19 protein-coding genes are annotated in these 19,624 nt (G+C 71.9%); 14 read left to right on the top strand and 5 right to left on the bottom strand.

Going from position 1 to position 19,624, the window contains the following annotated elements; all coding sequences use genetic code 11:
- Positions 1-5: 5 nt before the first annotated feature.
- Together Aeryth_RS09265 and Aeryth_RS09260 are read right to left on the bottom strand one after the other, a co-directional pair.
- The gene (locus Aeryth_RS09265; protein ID WP_202967653.1) at positions 6-200 is read right to left on the bottom strand and encodes an acetone carboxylase; all 195 of its coding nucleotides are present in this window, start codon (positions 198-200) and stop codon (positions 6-8) included.
- Positions 193-555: a DUF3099 domain-containing protein gene (locus Aeryth_RS09260; protein WP_067857607.1), complete on the bottom strand. Its 363-nt coding sequence runs from the start codon at positions 553-555 to the stop codon at positions 193-195. Before Aeryth_RS09260 ends, Aeryth_RS09265 begins: the two co-directional genes overlap by 8 nt.
- 77 nt (positions 556-632) lie before the next feature.
- Here Aeryth_RS09260 and Aeryth_RS09255 point away from each other — a divergent pair, with 77 nt between their 5' ends.
- A complete protein-coding gene (locus Aeryth_RS09255; protein WP_067857604.1) occupies positions 633-848 on the top strand; it encodes a dodecin in 216 nt (71 codons plus the stop codon).
- Positions 849-854: 6 nt separating this feature from the next.
- On the opposite strand, the gene serB is transcribed toward Aeryth_RS09255, so the two are convergent.
- Positions 855-2,099, bottom strand: a complete 1,245-nt coding sequence (serB, locus tag Aeryth_RS09250) for a phosphoserine phosphatase SerB (protein ID WP_067857601.1) — start codon at positions 2,097-2,099, stop codon at positions 855-857.
- A gap of 125 nt (positions 2,100-2,224) precedes the next feature.
- Between serB and Aeryth_RS09245 the strand changes: the two genes are divergently transcribed.
- The 3 genes from Aeryth_RS09245 (at position 2,225) to Aeryth_RS09235 (ending at position 4,677) form a co-directional block, all read left to right on the top strand.
- The gene (locus Aeryth_RS09245) at positions 2,225-3,031 is read left to right on the top strand and encodes an ABC transporter ATP-binding protein (protein ID WP_067857598.1); all 807 of its coding nucleotides are present in this window, start codon (positions 2,225-2,227) and stop codon (positions 3,029-3,031) included.
- 78 nt (positions 3,032-3,109) lie between these two features.
- On the top strand, positions 3,110-3,559 hold the full coding sequence (locus tag Aeryth_RS09240) for an NfeD family protein (protein WP_202967652.1): 450 nt from the start codon (positions 3,110-3,112) through the stop codon (positions 3,557-3,559).
- A 2-nt stretch (positions 3,560-3,561) separates the two neighbouring features.
- Complete coding sequence (locus Aeryth_RS09235) at positions 3,562-4,677, top strand: SPFH domain-containing protein (protein ID WP_067857595.1); 1,116 nt, start codon at positions 3,562-3,564, stop codon at positions 4,675-4,677.
- 87 nt (positions 4,678-4,764) lie between these two features.
- Here the strand turns inward: Aeryth_RS09235 and Aeryth_RS09230 are convergent, their stop codons facing one another.
- A complete protein-coding gene (locus tag Aeryth_RS09230; protein ID WP_067857592.1) occupies positions 4,765-5,292 on the bottom strand; it encodes a YbhB/YbcL family Raf kinase inhibitor-like protein in 528 nt (175 codons plus the stop codon).
- 221 nt (positions 5,293-5,513) lie between these two features.
- Here Aeryth_RS09230 and pstC point away from each other — a divergent pair, with 221 nt between their 5' ends.
- The 9 genes from pstC to Aeryth_RS09185 all read left to right on the top strand — a co-directional run bounded on the left by pstC (position 5,514) and on the right by Aeryth_RS09185 (position 17,494).
- Positions 5,514-6,527, top strand: coding sequence for a phosphate ABC transporter permease subunit PstC (gene pstC / locus Aeryth_RS09225; RefSeq protein ID WP_236749704.1), 1,014 nt, complete (start codon positions 5,514-5,516; stop codon positions 6,525-6,527).
- A complete protein-coding gene (pstA, locus tag Aeryth_RS09220; RefSeq protein ID WP_144433739.1) occupies positions 6,524-7,735 on the top strand; it encodes a phosphate ABC transporter permease PstA in 1,212 nt (403 codons plus the stop codon). Before pstC ends, pstA begins: the two co-directional genes overlap by 4 nt.
- On the top strand, positions 7,732-9,351 hold the full coding sequence (locus tag Aeryth_RS09215) for a substrate-binding domain-containing protein (RefSeq protein ID WP_067857589.1): 1,620 nt from the start codon (positions 7,732-7,734) through the stop codon (positions 9,349-9,351). Before pstA ends, Aeryth_RS09215 begins: the two co-directional genes overlap by 4 nt.
- On the top strand, positions 9,348-11,924 hold the full coding sequence (locus Aeryth_RS09210) for a hypothetical protein (RefSeq protein ID WP_067857586.1): 2,577 nt from the start codon (positions 9,348-9,350) through the stop codon (positions 11,922-11,924). Before Aeryth_RS09215 ends, Aeryth_RS09210 begins: the two co-directional genes overlap by 4 nt.
- Positions 11,921-12,853, top strand: a complete 933-nt coding sequence (locus tag Aeryth_RS09205; protein WP_067857584.1) for a sortase domain-containing protein — start codon at positions 11,921-11,923, stop codon at positions 12,851-12,853. The genes Aeryth_RS09210 and Aeryth_RS09205 overlap by 4 nt, the downstream gene beginning before the upstream one ends.
- Before the next feature lie 148 nt (positions 12,854-13,001).
- Entirely contained in the window at positions 13,002-14,873 is a 1,872-nt protein-coding gene (locus tag Aeryth_RS09200; RefSeq protein ID WP_067857581.1) for an Ig-like domain repeat protein, read from the top strand.
- A 68-nt stretch (positions 14,874-14,941) separates the two neighbouring features.
- Positions 14,942-15,802 (top strand): phosphate ABC transporter ATP-binding protein, encoded by an 861-nt coding sequence (locus Aeryth_RS09195; protein ID WP_067857576.1) that lies wholly within the window; start codon positions 14,942-14,944, stop codon positions 15,800-15,802.
- A gap of 1 nt (position 15,803) precedes the next feature.
- Positions 15,804-16,526: a lytic murein transglycosylase gene (locus Aeryth_RS09190; RefSeq protein WP_067857573.1), complete on the top strand. Its 723-nt coding sequence runs from the start codon at positions 15,804-15,806 to the stop codon at positions 16,524-16,526.
- 170 nt (positions 16,527-16,696) lie between these two features.
- A complete protein-coding gene (locus tag Aeryth_RS09185; RefSeq protein ID WP_067857570.1) occupies positions 16,697-17,494 on the top strand; it encodes a TrmH family RNA methyltransferase in 798 nt (265 codons plus the stop codon).
- Positions 17,495-17,529: 35 nt separating this feature from the next.
- Here Aeryth_RS09185 and def read toward each other — a convergent pair whose 3' ends face one another.
- Positions 17,530-18,126, bottom strand: coding sequence for a peptide deformylase (def, locus tag Aeryth_RS09180; protein ID WP_067857568.1), 597 nt, complete (start codon positions 18,124-18,126; stop codon positions 17,530-17,532).
- Positions 18,127-18,303: 177 nt separating this feature from the next.
- On the opposite strand from def, the gene Aeryth_RS09175 reads away from it, so the two are divergent.
- Positions 18,304-19,611 carry an acyl-CoA dehydrogenase family protein gene (locus Aeryth_RS09175; protein WP_236749703.1) on the top strand — a complete coding sequence of 436 codons (1,308 nt, stop codon included), beginning with the start codon at positions 18,304-18,306 and terminating at the stop codon, positions 19,609-19,611.
- Positions 19,612-19,624 lie beyond the last annotated feature (13 nt).

Here is a 19,624-nt window from a genome sequence, read left to right as displayed (position 1 = left end):
GGACCTCAACCCTCGAGCGGGAGCGTCTCCTTGTAGAAGCCGCGCGCGTCGAGGAAGCGCCGCAACGACTGCTCGTGCTCCTCGCACGCCAGCCACGTCTTGCGGCGGTCGGGCGTGTGGATCTTCGGGTTGTTCCACTCGATCCGGTGCAGGGCCGCTGCCGTGCAGCCCTTGGCCGAGCAGACCAGCTCGTCAGTCACGCTCGGCACGGCGCTCCTCCGCGGGTCCGCCGCCGATCTGGCCGAACGGCTCGGGCTTCATGATGTCGGTGCCCTCACCCTTGGTGCGGACGCCGGCGTTGGCCAGGATCACTGAGGTGTAGGGCAGGAAGACCGCGCCCACCAGGAGCACGATCGCGAGCCACATGACGTTGTTCCAGGCGATCACGGCCCCGATGAAGCAGAGCGTGCGCACGCCCATGCTCAGGGCGTAGCGGAGCTCGCGGGACCCCAGCTCGTCGCTGTGCCCCTCGCTGGCCGAGGTGATCGAGTAGACCTGCTCGTCGCGGCTGCCAGCGGAGCCGGTCGACGAGCCCTTCGGCGGTGTGTGCTTCACCTCTCCAGCGTACGTCGCGTCAGGCGGACCCGCCGGGCGCCGGGACGTGAGGAGGAGGACACCGGCATGATGCTGTCATGAGCAACCGCACCTACCGCGTCACCGAGATCGTCGGCACCTCCCCGGAGGGCGTCACCCAGGCCATCGAGAACGGCATCCAGCGCGCCGGCCAGACCCTGCGCCACCTCGACTGGTTCGAGGTCGAGGGCATCCGCGGCGCCATCACCGACACCGACGTGTCGCACTACCAGGTGACGATGAAGATCGGCTTCCGCCTGGAGGACGACGAGTAGACCCCGTCAGGGTCCCGGCTGCGACGCCGCCGGGCCCGTCGGCTCCTCCTCGGCCGCGTCGGCGGCCTCGACCTCCTCGCGCGTGATGCCGAGCAGGTACATGACCGAGTCGAGGTACGGCACGTTGACCGACGTCTGCGCCTGGTCGCGGACCATCGGCTTGGCGTTGAACGCGATGCCCAGCCCCGCCGCGGCCAGCATGTCGAGGTCGTTGGCCCCGTCGCCGACCGCCACCGTGTTCTTCAGCCCGATGCGCGCCTCGGCGGCGAAGCGGCGCAGCGCCTCCGCCTTGCCGGCCCGGTCCACCACGGCACCCACGACGCCGCCCGTGAGCCGGCCGTCGACGACCTCCAGCTCGTTCGCCGCCCAGTAGTCGATGCCCAGGTCGTCGGCGATGCGCTCGATGATCTGGGTGAAGCCGCCGCTGACGAGCGCGAACCGGTAGCCGAGCCGCTTGAGGCTGCGCACCATCGTGCGCGCGCCGGGCGTGTACTCCAGGGCCGCGTAGACGTCGTCGAGCGCCGACGCCGGCACGCCCTCGAGCCGGGCCACGCGCTGGCGCAGCGACTCCTCGAAGTCGATCTCGCCCCGCATCGCCGACTCCGTGACCGCCGCGACCTCGTCGGCGCAGCCGGCGTGCTCGGCGAGCATCTCGATGACCTCGCCCTGGATGAGCGTGGAGTCGACGTCCATCACGACGAGCCGCTGGGCGTGGCGCAGGATGCCGCGCTCCTCGACGGCCACGTCGACGCCGTGCTCGAAGGCGGCCGCCGCGAGCTCGACCTGGAGGACGTCGGGGTCGGCCCCGGAGACCTCCAGGCGCAGCGCCGTGACGGGGTAGCGGGCCAGACGCAGGATGCGGTCGATGTTGCCGCCCGCCGCCTTGATGCGGCTGGTCAGCGCCGACATCGCTGCCGGACGGAGGGGGTGGGCGAGCAGCGTGACCTGGCTGCGGCCCACGCGACGCGGACGGTTGTCACCGACCCCGTGCTCGACCTCGACCACCATGTCGAGCTCCGTGGCCGTGGCGCGGACGGCGTCCTCCAGCGCACGCGGGTCGTCGGGGAGCGACACGAGCACGCTCAGCACGAGCCGACCGCGGACGACGAGCTGCTCGACGTCGACGACCTCGACCTCGAACGGCTCGAGCGACGCGAACAGCCTCGTCGAGACGCCGCTGCGGTCGGGTCCCGTCAGGGTCAGCAGCAGGGTGGGCGAGGTGAGGTGCACGGCCGGCACGTGGGCGCTCATCGCGACCGAGGCTATCGTCCGACCGCCCGTCGGCGACGCGGGACGCCACGATAGGTTGGACACAGCGCGCTCGCCCCGCTGCGAGCGCGCCGTCGTCCGGTCCGACCAGCAGCAGGAGACCCCGCATGGCCACCGCGTTCCAGCTCGACTCGGTGAGCGTGGTCAGGCCCGGCAAGCGCCTGCTCGACGACGTCTCCTGGACCGTGCACGACGACGAGCGGTGGGTCGTGCTCGGCCCCAACGGTGCCGGCAAGAGCACGCTGCTCCAGGTCGTCGGCGCGCACCTGCACCCGACGACGGGCAGCGCGCAGATCCTGGGGGAGCGCCTCGGCGCGACCGACGTGTTCGACCTGCGCACCCGGATCGGCCACAGCGCGACCGTCGTCGCCGACCGGATCCCGCCGGCCGAGCGCGTGGAGGACGTCGTGCTGTCCGCCGCGCACGCGGTGACCGGACGCTGGCGCGAGACCTACGACGAGGACGACGTGCAGCGCGCCCGCCAGATCATGGGCGAGCTCGGCATCACCGGCCTCGCCGACCGCACCTTCGGGACGCTCTCGGAGGGCGAGCGCAAGCGATCGCTCATCGCCCGCGCGCTGATGACCGACCCCGAGCTGCTGCTGCTCGACGAGCCAGGCGCCGGGCTCGACCTCGGGGCCCGCGAGGACCTCCTGGCCAGCCTCGACGTGCTGTCCTCGACCCCCGGCGCGCCCGTGCTCGTGATGGTCTCCCACCACGTCGAGGAGATCCCGCCGGGCTTCACGCACGTGCTGCTGCTGCGCGACGGCGGCGTCGTCGCGCGGGGTCCGATCGCCGAGGTGCTGACCGCGGAGAATCTTGGCACCACGTTCGGGATGCGGCTCGAGCTCGACCACGTCGACGGTCGCTACGCAGCCCGGCGCGCGCAGTACGGCCGACGAGCGCTGCGCTGACGTCGTGCCTCACGTGGCTGGTAGCGTGACGCGCCCGACGCGTGTGCGCGACAGCGCCGTCACGAGAGGAGACCACCGATGATCGAGTGGATGACGGAGAACGCCTGGGTCACCTGGGTCGGTGTCGCCGTCCTGCTGGCGGTCGCCGAGCTGCTGAGCCTCGACCTCGTGCTGCTCATGTTCGCGATCGGCGCCCTCGCAGGCGCGGTCGCGAGCGCCCTGGGCGCCCCGTTCTGGGTCGCGATGCTCGCGTTCGGCGTCGTCGGCGTCGGGCTGCTGTTCTTCGCCCGACCACCCATGGTCGCCCGCCTGCACGCCGGACCGACGCTCACCACCGGCCACGACGCCCTCGTCGGTCGGACCGGCGTCGTGCTCGAGCCGGTCGGCCCGTTCGGCGGTCGGATCACCCTGGCCAGTGAGGTGTGGTCGGCCCGCACCGAGGGCGACGCCGAGGTGGCGCCTGGAGCCGAGGTCGTCGTGACCCGCATCGACGGCGCCACCGCCGTCATCACCCCGAAGGAGTCCTGAGCATGACCGCCTTGACCATCTTCCTGGTCCTGCTGGCGATCCTCGCCGTCGTCGTCGTGACGATGACGATCAAGATCGTCCCGCAGGCCCGCGCCGGCATCGTGGAGCGGTTCGGCAAGTACCGCACCACCCTCTCGGCCGGCCTGAACATCGTCGTCCCGTTCATCGACAAGGTGCGCTACATGATCGACCTGCGCGAGCAGGTCGTCTCGTTCCCGCCGCAGCCGGTGATCACCGAGGACAACCTGACGGTCTCCATCGACACCGTCATCTACTTCCAGGTGACCGACCCCGTGGCCGCGACGTACGAGATCGCGCACTACATCCAGGCGATCGAGCAGCTCACCATGACGACGTTGCGCAACATCATCGGTGGCATGAGCCTCGAGCACGCGCTCACGAGCCGCGACCAGATCAACTCGGGCCTGCGCGGCGAGCTCGACGGGGCCACCGGCAAGTGGGGCATCCGCGTCAACCGGGTCGAGCTCAAGGGCATCGACCCGCCGCCGTCGATCATCGACGCGATGGAGAAGCAGATGCGCGCCGAGCGCGACAAGCGTGCCGCCATCCTCACCGCGGAGGGCGACCGCCAGAGCGCCATCCTCACCGCAGAGGGCCAGAAGCAGGCCGCGATCCTGACCGCCGAGGGCGAGAAGCAGGCGGCGATCCTGTCGGCCGAGGGCGAGAAGCAGGCCGCCATCCTGACGGCGCAGGGCGAGGGGCGAGCTATCGAGACGGTCTTCCAGGCCATCCACGACGGCAATCCCGACCAGAAGCTGCTGTCCTACCAGTACCTGCAGACGCTGCCGAAGATCGCCAGCGGCGAGAACGCCTCGACCTGGATCATCCCGGCCGAGCTCACCAAGGCCCTCGGCACGCTCGGCAACCAGCTCGGCACGATCCCCGTGGACGGCGGAGGCAGCCGCACCCGCGTCGACCTCGACGAGCCCGTCGAGACGGGGGAGTCCTCGGCCGGCACTCAGGCCGCCGTCGAGGCGGCGCTCGAGGCCGCCAAGGCAGCCGAGAAGCCCGGCGTGGGGACCGGCGGCGGCACCGCCGACCCGGTCACCCCGCCGTCGGCCACCGACGGCGAGGAGCCGCCGGCCCCGCAGGCCTGACGAGCACCCAGCCCGCGCAGGACGGCCCCGGAGCAGCTGCTCCGGGGCCCTCGTGCGTCCGGCCGTCGTGCGCGACGGCGGGACGTGTCAGTGCTGGTAGGTGCCGTGGACGATCGCGCGGCCGAGCGTCTTGAACGCCAGGTTGAAGCCGACGACCGCGGGGCTGACGTCACCGTCGACCCCGAGCTTCTCCTCGCCCACCGCGTGGACCACGAAGAAGTAGCGGTGCGGCTGGTCGCCCTCCGGCGGCGCAGCACCCATGAAGCTCTTGCCGCCGCCGTCGTTGCGGACGTGGAAGGCGCCCTCGGGCAGCGTGTCGTCGCTCGCGCCGGCACCGGCGTCGAGGGAGGTCACGTCGGCCGGGATGTCGACGACCGTCCAGTGCCAGAAGCCCGAGACGATCGGGGCGTCGGGGTCGTAGCAGGTCACGACGTAGGACTGCGTGCCCTCGGGGGCGCCGCTCCAGGACAGCTGCGGCGACGTGTCGCCGTGGGAGTTGACCTGGTCGTCCTTGAGCGGGGCGCCGTCCGTGACGTCGTCGCTCGTGACCGAGAACGACGCCGCGGCGGGCAACAGCGGGTAGGGGTCGGGGGTGACGGGACGTTCGAGACTCATGGGCCCACGCTAGCGACGCGGACCTCCTCCTGCAGCGCGACCGCGGGCCTGCCGGGCGTGCGGCGCAGGTCCCGCGACGGGTCGACGACGCGTTCCCCCGAGTGCTCGCCGACCATTCATCACCCGTTCACCGCAGACGCTCCGGACGCCGTCGCGCGCTGTCAGAGTTCTCGAGGCCCGTCCACCGACGCGCCGTCCTCCACCCCCCAGGAGCACCAGGCGTGACCACCGTCCTGCGCAGCGAGCCTGCGCGCGTCGACGTCGACGAGCCCCGACCGCTCTCGACGGAGCTCAGCGGCTCCGACCGCACGTTCGTCCTCTCCACCCGGAGCATCGCCGTGACGGTGCTCGTCATCACGGGTGGGATCGGCCTGTTCCTCGCGTGGTCGGCGGTGCCGACGATGCAGCGCTACGGGCTGGGGTTCCTCACCGAGACGCAGTGGGAGCCGGAGTCGGACAAGCTCGGCATCGGCTCGGTGCTGATCGGCACGTTCACCGTCGCCTCCGTTGCCCTCGTGGTCGCATTCCCGCTGTCGTTGCTCGCGGCGCTCTACATCGCCGAGTACGCGCCCCCGGGCCTGCGTGCACCGCTCACCTCGCTCGTCGACCTCATGGCCGCGGTGCCCAGCCTCGTGTACGGCCTGTGGGGGTTCTTCCTGCTGAAGCCCTACGTCGCCGACGTCGCGCACTGGCTGCACCAGCACCTCGGCTTCATCCCGATCTTCCGGGTCGACACCGACCCCGACGCCGCGGTCTGGGACCGCTCGGCCTACACCGCCTCGGCCTTCCTCGCGGGCCTCGCCGTGGCGATGATGGTGATCCCGATGGCGACCGCCGTGATGCGGCAGGTGTTCTCCCAGACCCCGCCCGGGGAGCGTGAGGCGGCCTTCGCCCTCGGCGCCACCCACTGGGGCGTCGTGCGCACCGTGGTGCTCCCGTTCGGCCGCGGCGGCATCATCGGCGGCACGATGCTCGGTCTCGGCCGCGCGCTCGGCGAGACGATCGCGGTCCTGCTGATCATCTCGCCGTCGTTCGACCTGAAGGTCCGACCGCTGGAGATCGGCACCAACACCATCTCCGCGCTCATCGCGGGCCGCTTCGGCGAGGCCGCCGACACCCAGCTGGCCGCGTTGCTCGCCGCGGGCTTCGTGCTGTTCGTCATCACCCTCATCATCAACTCGCTCGCCGCGATGGTCGTCGCGCGCAGCCGGTCCGGAGCAGGAGCCGACGCATGAGCGCGCCCACCCTCGACCCCGACCTCACCCGCACGACGGACCTCCCGGCCGTCACGGTCCCGCCCGTGACCACGCAGGCGGTCGCGCCCCCCGTGCCCGCCGCGCCGGCCGGCCGGGGCACGACGGCGGTGCGCACCGAGCCGTCCGTCGGCAAGAACGACGTCGACGGGCCGCGCCGCCTCCTGCGCTCGACGACGGCCGAGCAGCGCTTCGTCCAGCTGGGCGCATGGCTGGCCGCCGTCGCACTGGCCTGGCTCGTGACCGACCGCCTGCTGCCCTGGGACGGTGCGGTCGCGTTCACGCTGACGACCTTCGTGCTGGGCCTGGTGATCGTCGGGCTGCTCACGGCCGTGGTCGGGACGGGGCCGGAGGTCGTCGACCGCGTCATGAGCGCCGTGGTGCACGCCGCGGTGGTCCTGCTGGGCCTGGCGCTGCTGAGCACCGTGCTGTTCATCTTCCTGCGCGGCCGCGAGGCGCTGTTCCACGTCAACTTCTTCACCCACGACATGGAGGGCGTCGGTCCGCGCGACCCGTTCACGCGGGGCGGCATCCTGCACGCGATCGTCGGCTCGCTGATCCAGGTCGGCATCGCCGTGGCCATCACCATCCCGCTCGGCATCGGCACCGCGATCTACATGACCGAGGTCGGCGGCCGGCTCGCGCGGATCGTGCGCACCGTCGTCGAGGCCATGACGGCCCTGCCGTCGATCGTCGCCGGCCTGTTCATCTACACCGTCGCGATCGTGACGCTCGGGCTGCCGAGCTCGGGCCTGGCCGCCGCCCTCGCCCTGGCCGTCATGATGCTGCCGATCATCGCCCGCGCCTCCGACGTCGTGCTGCGGGTCGTGCCCGGCAGCCTGCGCGAGGCGAGCCTGGCGCTCGGCGCCTCGCGCTGGCGCACGGTCTGGCACGTCGTGCTGCCGACGGCGCGGCCCGGACTGGCGACCGCCGTCATCCTCGGCGTCGCGCGCGGCATCGGCGAGACGTCGCCGGTCCTGCTCACCTCGGGCTCGGCCACGTTCCTCGTGACCAACCCGACCGGTGGCGTCATGAACTCGCTGCCGCTCTACATCTACTCGACGGTCCGCTCCGGCGAGCCGCTCGAGATCGCCCGCGCCTTCGCAGCCGCCTCCGTGCTGCTGGGCCTCGTGCTCACGTTGTTCGTGGTCGCTCGCCTCCTGGCGCGACCGAGGAAGGGAACCCGGTGAACCAGAGTCTTCTCGCCCGCCCCGCTCGCGCGGGCGTCGGCGTCGTGCTGCTCGCGATCGCGGTGCTGATCGCGTCGTCGCGCCCCGCGGAGGCTGCCTACGCCCAGATCGAGGGGTCGGGCTCCACCTGGTCCCAGGTGATCGTCAACCAGTGGATCACCGACGTGTCGGCCAACGGCATCAAGGTGACCTACACCGGACGCGGCTCGTCGGCCGGACGCAAGGCGTTCGCGGCCGGCACCACTGACTTCGGCATCACCGAGGTGCCCTACCAGGGCAGCGGTGCCCAGGGCGGTGACGACCCGCCTCCGAAGAACCGGCCCTTCTCCTACGTGCCGATCGTCGCGGGCGGCACGGCCTTCACCTACCAGGTCCGGGTCGGCGGGAAGATGGTGCGCAACCTGCGCCTGTCGGGAGACACGATCGCGAAGATCTTCACGAACAAGATCACCAACTGGAACGACCCTGCGATCGCGAAGGACAACAACGGCACCAAGCTGCCGTCGCTGAAGATCCGACCGGTCGTCCGTTCCGACGGCTCGGGCACCACCGCCCAGTTCACGGCCTGGCTCGACTCGCAGCACGCGAGCGACTGGCGCCCGTTCTTCGGCCGCGCGGGCCTCACGTCCTACTTCCCGCGCAAGGGCAACGCGACCGGCGCGAACGGCTCGGACCAGGTGATGAACACCATCGCCGACGCGGCCGGCAACGGGACGATCGGCTACGTCGAGTACTCCTACCCGGTCAACAAGAACTTCCCGGTCGTGAAGGTGCTGAACCGGTCGGGCTACTACGTCGAGCCGACGCAGTACAACGTCGCCGTCGCCCTGACGAAGGCGCGGATCCGCAAGGACCTGACGCAGGACCTGCTCGGCGTCTACACGGCGCAGGACAAGCGGGCCTACCCCCTCTCGTCCTACAGCTACCTGCTGCTGCCGACCGGCGCGAAGGACCAGCGCATGACCACGTCCAAGCGCCAGTCGCTGGCGGACTTCATGTTCTACTCGCTCTGCGAGGGGCAGACGAAGGCCGGCAAGTACGGGTACTCCCCGCTGCCGCTCAACCTCGTGCAGGCCGGCTTCACGGAGCTGTCCAAGCTGAGGAAGGCCGACCCGAAGGTGAACCTCAACGACCGTTCGGTCACGAAGTGCAACAACCCCACGTTCGTGCCGGGCAACCTGTCGGCCAACAAGCTGGCCCAGATCGCGCCCATGCCGGCGAGCTGCGACCAGCAGGGCCAGGGGCCGTGCACCACGGGCACGGGCACCGCGCCCACGTCGGTGGAGCAGGCGAAGAAGGGCGGCGGCGCCGGCGGCGGGTCGGGCGGCACCGGGGGTGCTGCGGGCGCTGACGGCTCGGCCGGGGGCGGGTCCGACGCGCCCGGCGCGGGCGCAGCGATCGACCCCGAGACCGGTCTTCCGGTCGGCTCCGCCTCCTCGGGCGGCGGCGCGGCGACGGTGGCGGTGCAGACCGAGCTGACCGCAGGCCGGGCCGGTGACGACGGGATCTTCGGCACCCTCGCGGCGGTCGAGCTCCTGGCCATCATCCTGGCGCCGGGCGTCGTCGCCGTGGCGCTGCGGCGTCGCACGCGCAGCACGACGGGGGCACGCTCGTGAGGTGGCGCAAGGTCCTCGCGACCGTCGCGGTGGCCGCCGTCGGCACCGGACTCCTCACCTCGGCCGGCGTGCAGGCGCAGGGCGACGACGTCGGCGCGTTCCGCCAGACGAAGACCGTCGAGCGCACCTTCACCGAGAACGGCGACGAGGTCCGCGTGGACCGCCGCGACGTGACGGTCCAGGTCGACCACACCCGCAACCTGCGCGGACGCGAGCGCGTCCACGTGACGTGGGACGGCGCCCGCCCGAGCGGCGGTCGCTCGACGAGCCCGTTCGGCGAGAACGGCATGGACCAGGAGTACCCGGTGGTCGTGCTCCAGTGCCGCGGCCGCGACGACGCCGGCCTGCCGGCGGCGCAGCGCGTCCGCCCCGAGACCTGCTGGACCTCGACCGTCCAGCAGCGCTCGCAGCTGCAGGTGCCGGACGCCGCAGCCATCTGGCGCTCGGACCGCTACGCCGACGACACGGCGCGCAGCGCCCTGTCCGGGGTGCGGACGCTCCCGGCGAGCTGCGGCGGAGCCGCGCCGGGCACGTCGACGCACGTGACGCCGTTCGTGTCCGCGAAGGGCCAGACGTTCGCCTCCTGCTCCAGCGACACCCTGCCTCCCGAGGCGGCCGTCGACGCGTCGTTCCCGCCCGCCGAGCAGGCCGCGTTCACGACCGTGGACGGCAAGGGCGACATCCAGTTCGAGGTGCGCTCGAGCATCGAGAACGAGTCGCTCGGCTGCAACGACACGACCGCGTGCAGCATCGTCGTCATCCCCGTCATGGGCATCAGCTGCCTGCAGTCGGACTCGCGCCAGCTCAACGCGGCCTGCCGCAAGCAGGGCCGCTTCGAGCCCGGCTCGAGCAACTTCGACGGCCAGGGCGTCGACGAGAGCGTGTCGCCGCGCTACTGGTGGACCGAGTCGAACTGGCGCAACCGGATCAGCGTGCCGATCACCTTCGGCCCCGCGCCGAACGTCTGCTCCGTGCTCGACGACCGACCGCCGGTCGGCTTCTACGGCTCGGAGCTGATGTCGCAGGCCACCGTGCAGTGGGCGCCTGCCTACTGCCTGCGCAAGGACCGCTTCCGCTTCCAGCACAACGTCCTGCCCGACCTCGCCTCGTTCCAGCTGATGCAGCAGGACGAGATCCCGGGAGCCTTCGTCTCGAGCCGCAAGACCGTCGAGGGCGAGGCGCCGACCGCCTACGCCCCGACGGCCGTCACCGGGTTCGCGATCTCCTACGTCATCGACGAGCCGAAGAACGCCGGCGAGCGTCGCACGCTGAACCTCAACGCCCGGCTCCTCGCGAAGCTGCTCACGCAGAGCTATCCCGGCTCCAGCCTCGGCCGCCAGCACCCCGGGCTGGAGGACAACCCGGGCTCGCTGAACGCCGACCCCGAGTTCCAGGCCCTGAACCCCGGTCTGTCGACGGGGGAGCAGGAGGCCGCGGCCGTCCTGGTGTCGCTCTCGGAGTCCTCCGACGTGATCAAGGCGATCTCGACCTACATCGACGACGACCCGGAGGCGCACGCCTTCGTGGAGGGCCGTCCCGACCCGTGGGGCATGCGCATCAACCCTGCCTACAAGGGCATCAGGCTCCCGGTCGACGAGTGGCCCCTGCTCGACACGTTCACCCCGGCCGTCCAGCAGGAGTGCCTCAAGCAGAACAACGACACGCCCTACCTGACGCGCCTGGCCGCGCCGGTGACCTCCTTCGTGAAGATCGCCGACGCGCTGCTCGACGCCTGGCCGTACTCGCAGACGAAGTGCAGCGGCCTCGGCACCGACCAGTTCCCGTACGTGCTCGGCCGTGCTGACCGTCAGGGCGTCGGCGCACGGTTCCTCGTCGGCGTGACGACCCTCGGCGACGCCGAGCGGTACGGCCTGCACACCGCCGCGCTGCAGACGTCGGCCGTGTCCCCACGTGCTCCGTTCACCGTCCGTGGACGGCAGTTCGTGGCGCCGACCGACGCGACGCTCGCGAAGGCGATCTCGACGGCCCGGCCGACCGGACGCACGCAGCCGTTCGCGCTCGAGGACGGGGCCGTGCGCCAGGCGAACGGCTACCCGGGCACGCTCGTCGTCTACACCGCGGCGAAGACCTCGGGCCTGGACCGCAGCACGGCGCGCACCGTCGCGTCGTTCATCCGGACCGCCACCACGGAGGGCCAGCGTCGCGGGTCGGGCAACGGCTTCCTGCCCGACGGCTACCTGCCGATCACCCGGACGGGCACCACCGCCGCCCTCTTCGCGTCGGCCCAGCAGGCGGCCCAGGACGTGGAGGCGCAGACCGGCACGACGCCCGGCGGCTCGGGAGGCGCGGGCGGCGGCGGAGCCACCGACCCCGCCTCCGGGGCGCCAGGGACCGACGGTGTGCCGTCCGACGCCGCGGCAGCCGGAGACGACCCCGCGGCGGCGGGCGGCAAGCAGCCCGTCGACGCCGAGCTGAAGAGCCTCGGCAGCACGCAGGGCGTCCACTCGGCCCTCGGCGCCTGGTTCCTGCCCGCGCTGATCCTCCTGCTCCTCGGCTGCGCGATCGCCGGCCCGGTGATCAGGCTCCGCGCGGCCGGGAAGGAGGACTCATGACCGTCGCACCCCTCAACGGTCGCCTCACCGGGCAGCGCCGGGGGAGTGGCGCCCTGAAGGGCAGTCTCGCCGCCGCGCGCGACACCTCGCGCGTCCCCGAGCGCGACCTCGTCCTGAGCAGCGGACTCATGGTCGTGGCGCTGCTCGTCGCCTGGGTGCTGCTCCAGACCCTCGTGCTCGGTGGTCTCTCCTACTCCCGCGCGCAGGACCGGCTCTACGACGAGCTGCGCGCCGACCTGGCCGCGGGCACCGCGCCGACGGGCGGGGTCATCGCGCCCGGCCGCCCCGTCGCGCTCTTCTCGCTGCCGTCCCTCGACATCGACCAGGTCGTGGTCGAGGGCACGTCGGCCGGTCTCCTGCTCGACGGTCCCGGACACCGGCGCGACACCGTCCTGCCCGGCCAGGCAGGCGTCTCGCTCGTCTACGGACGGTCACGGACGTTCGGACGACCCTTCCACGTGATGATGCACGAGGCCGTGGGCACCCGGCTCGACGTCGTGACCGGGCAGGGCCGCTCGACCTACCGGATCGAGGGCGTCCGGCGTGCCGGCGACGACGTGCCGGCGCCTCCTGCGCAGGGCCAGGGTCGCCTGACGCTCATCACCGCGGCCGGCGACGGCCGCCTCGGCGGGCTCCGACCGGACGAGCTGGTCTACGTCGACGCGTCCCTGCAGTCCAAGCCGTTCCCGGCCGGCGGCCAGCGGGTCAACACCCTCGGTCAGTCCGAGCTGGCGATGGCGAACGACACGTCGGTGCTGCCGCTGCTCGCCCTGACGCTCGGTGGCCTGCTCGTGGCCCTCGTGGGCATGCTGCTGCTGCGTCGACGGCTGCGCCCGGCCCTCGTCTGGACGGTGTTCGCACCGGTGTTCCTGGCCCTCGCGTGGTTCGCCGCGGACCTCTCCGTGCACCTCATCCCGAACCTCGTCTGAGTCGTGCACCGACCATTCACCGAGTCGCACCGAATGGACGTCTGCTGTTCACCGCAGACCGTCCGGACCCCCTCCATCGACGCCTAGCGTGCTCGTCGGGACGTCGCCCGACGGCCCACCCCCCTTCACGACAAGGAACTCCACGCGCATGATCTCCACGCGTACCCGGTTCGCCGCGGCCCTCGCCGTCGCTGCGACCTCGATGGCGACCCTCGGCGCCGTCGCACCGGCCCAGGCGGCCGACACCAACCCCGCCGACCCCACCTTCACGCCGAGCAGCACCGACCTGGTGGGCGTCGGGTCCGACACCTCCCAGCTCGCGCTGCACTACCTCGCGGAGGGCAAGGACGGCGTCGCCGCCGGCTACAACGCCTCCCGCACGGTCAAGATCGCCTCGTGGGCGGCCGACGGCTCGCCCTCCACGATCTCCCTGCGCAGCGGCACCTCGGCGATCACCCGCCCGAACGGCTCGGGCGCCGGCAAGAAGCTGCTGTACGGCTCCAGCAACGACGCCAACGTCGACTTCGCCCGCTCGTCCTCCGCGATCTCCACGACCGAGCGCGACGCCGGCCTGAAGGCCTTCCCCTTTGCCGTCGACGGTCTGAAGCTCGGCACGCGCAAGGCCGGCACCGACGCCCCCGCGTCGCTGACCGAGGCGCAGGTGCTCGCCATCTACAAGGGCGACGTCACGAACTGGTCGCAGGTCGGCGGCAAGGACGCCGTGATCCACCCCTACGTCCCGCAGTCGGGCTCGGGCACGCGCTCGTTCTTCGAGGCCCAGCTCGTCCGCATCAACGACGGCAAGCCCGTCTCCCTCGGCTCGAACGTCAAGGAGACGCAGGAGCACTCCGACGAGAAGATCAAGGACGACCCGGACGCGGTCGTGCCCTTCTCGACCGGTCGCGCCAAGTCGACGACCAGCATCGGCCTGCTGAACGGCTTCAGCGTCCGCCGCGCGCTCTATAACGTCGTCCGCGGCAACGACCTCACCGGCTCGAAGGCCGCCGACCTCAACGCCGCCTTCGGCGAGACCGGTTTCGTCTGCTCCGACGCCGCCCGCCCGCTCATCGAGGCCGCCGGCTTCGACCAGCTGGCGCGCACGGCCCAGGGCGGCGTCTGCGGCCAGACGACCACGTCGGCGACGACCAACTTCCTCACCGCCGGTGGTCAGCAGAGCACCGTCGCCCTCACGGGCAAGGCGACGCCGAGCGGCAAGGTCACGCTGAAGGCCGCGGTCGGCCCGTCGACCGCCACCGGCACCGTGACGTTCACCGAGGGTGACGCCACCGTCGGCACCGCCACCGTGGACACGCTGGGCAACGCCACCCTCGCGCTCGAGGGCGTCGCCAAGGGTGCGCACAGCTACACGGCGACCTTCGCGCCCGACGACCCGCAGGCCTACTCCAAGGCGACCGGCTCGATCACCGTGACGGTCCCGGACGCGAAGTACTCCAAGGCCATCGAGGTCACCGCGCCCACGTCGGCCTACGGCGCGGCGCGCACCGTCACGGTGAACGTCGGCACCAGCGACCTCAAGGCCACCGGCAGCGTCACCTTCGTCTACGGCGACGCCGCCGAGCAGACGGCCGACCTGCAGGGCGGCACCGCGACCTTCACCGTCCCGGCCTCGCTGGACGCCGGCACGTACTGGGGTGCCGTCTCCTACTCCGGTGACAGCGACTTCGCCGAGGGCTACAAGCTCGTGAAGTTCGTCGTCACCAAGGCCACGACCCGCACCTCGCTCAAGCTCGCGGCGGCGAAGGTCAAGGTCCGCAAGGCCACGAAGGCGACCGTCACGGTCGGCATCACGGGCTCGACGCTGAAGGCGTCGGGCACGGTCACCCTGAAGATCGGCTCCAGCGTCGTCGGCACCGGCAAGGTCGTCAACGGCCAGGCCGTCGTCACGCTCAAGGCGCAGAGCACCACGGGTGCCAAGCGCGTCGTCGCGACGTTCGCGCCGTCGAGCAGCAACTACGGCGGATCCACGTCCGCCACGGCGACCTACACCGTCGTCAAGTGATCGACCGCCGTGGCCGGCTCCTGCGGGAGCCGGCCACGGCGCGTTCCACCCGCCCCCGAGGAGAGACCATGTCCCTGACCGACGAGACCACCACGATCCCGGTGCTCGACGACGCCACGCAGAGCATCCCCGCGGTGCTGCCGGACCGGGCGTCGCTGGCCACGCTGGAGGCGACCGACGTCTCGGCGTGGTTCGGCACGCACAAGGTGCTCGACCGGGTCTCCCTCACCATGCCCGCCGGGCGGATCACCGCACTCATCGGACCGTCCGGCTGCGGCAAGTCGACCTTCCTGCGCATCCTCAACCGGATGCACGAGCTCGTGCCGGGCGCCTCGCTCGCCGGCCGCGTCGAGATCGACGGCGCCGACGTCTACGACCCCGACCGCAAGCTCACCGACGCGCGTCGCGCGATCGGCATGGTCTTCCAGAAGCCGAACCCGTTCCCGGCGATGTCGATCGAGGAGAACGTGCTCGCGGGCCTCAAGCTCACCGGGACCAAGGTCGCGTCGCGCGACCGTGACGACCTCGTCGAGGAGTGCCTCACCAAGGGTGGGCTCTGGAAGGAGGTCAAGGACCGTCTCGACGCACCGGGCGGCGGACTCTCCGGCGGCCAGCAGCAGCGCCTGTGCATCGCCCGATCGCTCGCCGTCAAGCCGCGCGTGCTGCTCATGGACGAGCCCTGCTCGGCCCTCGACCCCACCTCGACGCGCGTGATCGAGGAGACGATGCTCGAGCTCGCGCAGGAGGTGACGATCGTCATCGTCACGCACAACATGCAGCAGGCCGCGCGTGTGTCCGACCAGTGCGCCTTCTTCCTCGCCGCGTACGGCACCCCCGGCGTGATCATCGAGCACGGCGACACCGCGACCATGTTCGAGTCGCCGCAGGACCAGCGCACGTCGGACTACGTGAACGGTCGGTTCGGCTGAGGTGACCCGTCTGCTCTCGGTCTTCGGCGTCGTGGCGGCGGCAGCTGCGCTCGTCGTGACCGCCGTCCTGGCGAGCACCGCGCCCTCGACCCCGCGCGACGTGCAGGACCTCTTCCCGGCCGCCGCGTCGGTACAGCTGCCCGACGCCGGTGCCGATCCGGCCGCGCCGTCGTCCGCGGGGACGAGCACGACGTCGCACGAGCCCGACCCGGCGTGGTTGGCGAGCACCGCGACGGCCACCGGCGTCCCGGCACGGGCGCTGCAGGCGTACGCGTCGGCCACGCTGCGGGCCGGTGCCGAGCTGCCCGGCTGCCGGCTCGGGTGGACGACGCTCGCCGGCATCGGGCACGTCGAGTCGGCTCACGGCGGGAGCACGCTGGCGCCGGACGGTCGCACGAGCGTCGAGGGTCCCGCGCTCGACGGCACGTCGGGCTACGCGGCGATCAGCGAGGACGGCGCCTGGGACCGGGCGCGCGGGCCTCTGCAGTTCATCGCCTCGACGTGGCGACAGTGGGGCTCCGACGGCGACGGCGACGGTGTCGCGGACGTCGACGACGTCGACGACGCCGCCTGGACCGCGGCGCGCTACCTCTGCGCCTCGGACGCGGACCTCACCACACCGGCCGGGTGGACGGCCGCCGTGCACTCCTACAACCACTCCGACGTCTACGTGCGCAGCGTCCTCGCCGCCGCCGACGCCTATGCCGCGCGCTCGGGCGGCTGATTCCCATCCGGTGATGGGAACCAGCAGCTCACCACGGTCTTCCCCCGCCCACCCTGGAAAGCATCCGCAGGTGAGCGACGGATTCCCATGAAGTGATGGGAATCAGCAGCCACGGGCAGCCGGTGCGGCCGGGGGTGGGGGAGCGGCCGAGGCGCCCGTAGGGTGGGCCGGTGGCCCGCATCGTGCACGTCGACGACCTTGACGACCCCCGCCTCGCCGACTACCTGCACCTGCGCGACGTGCAGATGCGGCTGGCGCACGAGAGCGAGCACGGCATCTACCTCGCCGAGGGGGAGAAGGTCGTGCGACGGGCCCACGAGGCCGGCCACGAGGCGGCGTCGTTCCTCATGGCACCGCGCTGGCTCGACGGCCTGCGCGACGTCCTCGACGCGAGCGACGCGCCGTGCTTCGTCATGTCGGAGAAGGACGTCGAGCGGGTCACCGGGTTCCACGTGCACCGGGGAGCGCTCTCGGCCGTGCGCCGGCCCGCGCCGGCCGACGTCGACGACGTGCTCGCCGCCGCGCGACGCGTGGTCGTGCTGGAGGACCTGGTGGACCACACCAACGTCGGCGCGATCTTCCGGGTGGCGGCGGCCCTGGGCTTCGACGCCGTCCTGCTGTCGCCGCGCTGCGCCGACCCGTTCTACCGGCGCGCGGTCAAGGTGGCCATGGGTGCGGTGTTCTCCGTGCCGCACGCCCGAGTCGACGACTGGTACGGGACACCCGCCCTGCTGTCACGCCACGGGTTCACGACCTACGCGATGACGCTCGCCGACGACGCGGTGTCGCTCGAGGACGTGGGCGACGTGCCGGAGCGGCTCGCGCTGGTCGTCGGCTCCGAGGGGCCCGGGCTCACCGAGCACTGGCAGCGCAGCAGCGACGTGCGCGTCACGATCCCCATGGCGGCGGGCATCGACAGCCTCAACGTCGCCACCTCGGTCGCCGTCGCCTGCTGGCACCTGCGCTGACGTCGCGTGGTCGTCGACGCTGCGACGACGCAGGCTCAGTCCTCGATCGCGGCCGGGGTCACCGGCCAGTCGCCGGGGTAGGCGTCGGCCAGCTCCTCGTGCTTCCTGTAGAGCTTCTTGCGCGCCTTCGCCGGCACGCGGTCGCCGAAGACGGTGCCGTGGAGGTGGTCGGTCTCGTGCTGCAGGCAGCGCGCGAGCAGGCCGGTGCCGTGGAACTCGACCGGCTCGCCCTTCTCGTCGAACCCGGTCACGCTCGCGACGTCGGGGCGCGAGCACTCGGTGAACGCACCGGGCAGCGACAGGCAGCCCTCGTCGGCGGTGTCGAGGTTGCGCTCGGCCGCCTCGGGCAGCGTGAGCCGCGGGTTCACGACCACACCGGTCACGCGGACGTCGTCGTCGTCGGGGCAGTCGAAGACGAACACCTTGAGGTCCACACCCACCTGGTTGGCCGCCAGGCCCACGCCGTTCGCGGCGTACATCGTCGCGACCATGTCGCGGACGAGGGTCTGGAGCTCCTCGTCGAACGACGTCACCTCGCGGAGCTCGTGGTGCATGACGGGGGTGCCCCACCGGGTGATGGGACGGACCGATCCGCCGTCGGGCAGGGGACGGGAGCTGGGGTGTGACGCCACCGCCCCAACGTATCGCGGGGTGAATCGCCCCGAGTCGTGGACTCCGCCCTGTGACGTCGGATACCATCGGTACGCGGCACTGCAACTCACAGTTACAGTGGAGTCGTGCACCCCAGCGGTGCCGGCGGGAACCCGTCCCGACCCCCATCACACCAACGTCCCTGCCAAGGAGACACCGTGGCGAACCGACCAGACCCCATGGGCATCGGGCTCGCGGTGCTGAACCGCATCGCGAGCTCGCCGGCCATCGACAAGCTCGGCCTGCGCAAGGCCACCGAGCGCGCCGTCTACCAGGGAGCCAAGTCCGGCTTCCAGCTCGCGGCCAACGCCAACCGCACCTTCAAGCGCGTCAAGGGCTCGGGCACGCCGCAGCGCCTCGGCGCGACCCAGGACAGCGGCCTGTTCGACCTCACCCCGACCGAGGACCAGCAGATGATGGTCGACGTCATCGGCGAGTTCGCCGACGAGGTGCTGCGCCCCGGCGCCGAGGCCGCCGAGAAGGCCGACGACACCTCCAAGGAGGTGCTCGACCAGACCAGCGAGTTCGGCCTGACGCTGCTGAACGTCCCCGAGTCGCTCGGTGGTCTGTCCGAGGAGCGCTCCGTGGTCACCGGCGTCCTGGTCAACGAGGCGCTCGCCTACGGCGACATGGGCCAGGCCGTCGCCTGCCTCGCGCCGGCGTCCGTCGCCACCGCCATCTCGCTCTGGGGCACCGACGAGCAGCAGCAGACCTACCTGCCGGCGTTCACCGGTGACGACGTGCCCGCCGCGGCGCTCGCCGTGGCCGAGTCGCGACCGCTGTTCGACCCGTTCGAGCTGCAGACCACTGCCACCGCGACGGAGGGTGGCTACCGCCTCACCGGCGTCAAGTCCGCCGTCGTGCGCGGCACGGAGGCCGAGCTGTTCGTCGTCGCCGCGGCGCTCGACGGCACCCCGCGCCTCTTCGTCGTCGAGTCGAGCACGCCCGGCCTGACCCTCGCCGCCGACCCGTCCATGGGTCTGCGTGCCGCCGGGCTCACCAAGCTGAGCCTCGACGGCGCGGTCGTCCCGGAGACCGCCCTGCTGGGCACCGCCGACGACTACCGCGAGTGCGTGCGGCTGTCGCGCCTGGCGTGGTCGGCGCTCGCGGTCGGCACGGGTCGCGCCGTGCTCGACTACACCAAGGAGTACGTGAAGACCCGTGAGGCGTTCGGCGAGCCGATCGCGCACCGCCAGGCGGTCGCGTTCATGGTCGCCAACATCGCGATCGAGCTCGAGGGCATGCGCCTGGTCACCCTCAAGGCCGCCTCGCGCCACGAGCAGGGTCGCGACGCGTCCCGCGAGATCGCCCTCGCCCGCAAGCTCGCGGCCGAGTACGGCATGAAGATCGGCACCGACGGAGTCCAGCTGCTCGGTGGCCACGGCTTCGTCAAGGAGCACCCGGTGGAACGGTGGTACCGCGACCTGCGGGCCGTCGGCGTCCTGGAAGGAGCAGTCCTCGTCTGAGGACGGACACGAA

This window comes from Aeromicrobium erythreum, assembly GCF_001509405.1.
Classification (GTDB): domain Bacteria; phylum Actinomycetota; class Actinomycetes; order Propionibacteriales; family Nocardioidaceae; genus Aeromicrobium; species Aeromicrobium erythreum.
Note: the sequence above shows the minus strand (reverse complement) of the source record. Positions and strands in the feature narration are given on the sequence as shown.

Coding starts and splice junctions, on each gene's coding strand:
- Aeryth_RS09255 (WP_067857604.1), top strand. CDS start 633: ATGAGCAACCGCACCTACCGCGTCACCGAGATCGTCGGCACCTCCCCG.
- serB (WP_067857601.1), bottom strand. CDS start 2,099: ATGAGCGCCCACGTGCCGGCCGTGCACCTCACCTCGCCCACCCTGCTG.
- Aeryth_RS09245 (WP_067857598.1), top strand. CDS start 2,225: ATGGCCACCGCGTTCCAGCTCGACTCGGTGAGCGTGGTCAGGCCCGGC.
- Aeryth_RS09240 (WP_202967652.1), top strand. CDS start 3,110: ATGATCGAGTGGATGACGGAGAACGCCTGGGTCACCTGGGTCGGTGTC.
- Aeryth_RS09235 (WP_067857595.1), top strand. CDS start 3,562: ATGACCGCCTTGACCATCTTCCTGGTCCTGCTGGCGATCCTCGCCGTC.
- Aeryth_RS09230 (WP_067857592.1), bottom strand. CDS start 5,292: ATGAGTCTCGAACGTCCCGTCACCCCCGACCCCTACCCGCTGTTGCCC.
- pstA (WP_144433739.1), top strand. CDS start 6,524: ATGAGCGCGCCCACCCTCGACCCCGACCTCACCCGCACGACGGACCTC.
- Aeryth_RS09205 (WP_067857584.1), top strand. CDS start 11,921: ATGACCGTCGCACCCCTCAACGGTCGCCTCACCGGGCAGCGCCGGGGG.
- Aeryth_RS09200 (WP_067857581.1), top strand. CDS start 13,002: ATGATCTCCACGCGTACCCGGTTCGCCGCGGCCCTCGCCGTCGCTGCG.
- Aeryth_RS09195 (WP_067857576.1), top strand. CDS start 14,942: ATGTCCCTGACCGACGAGACCACCACGATCCCGGTGCTCGACGACGCC.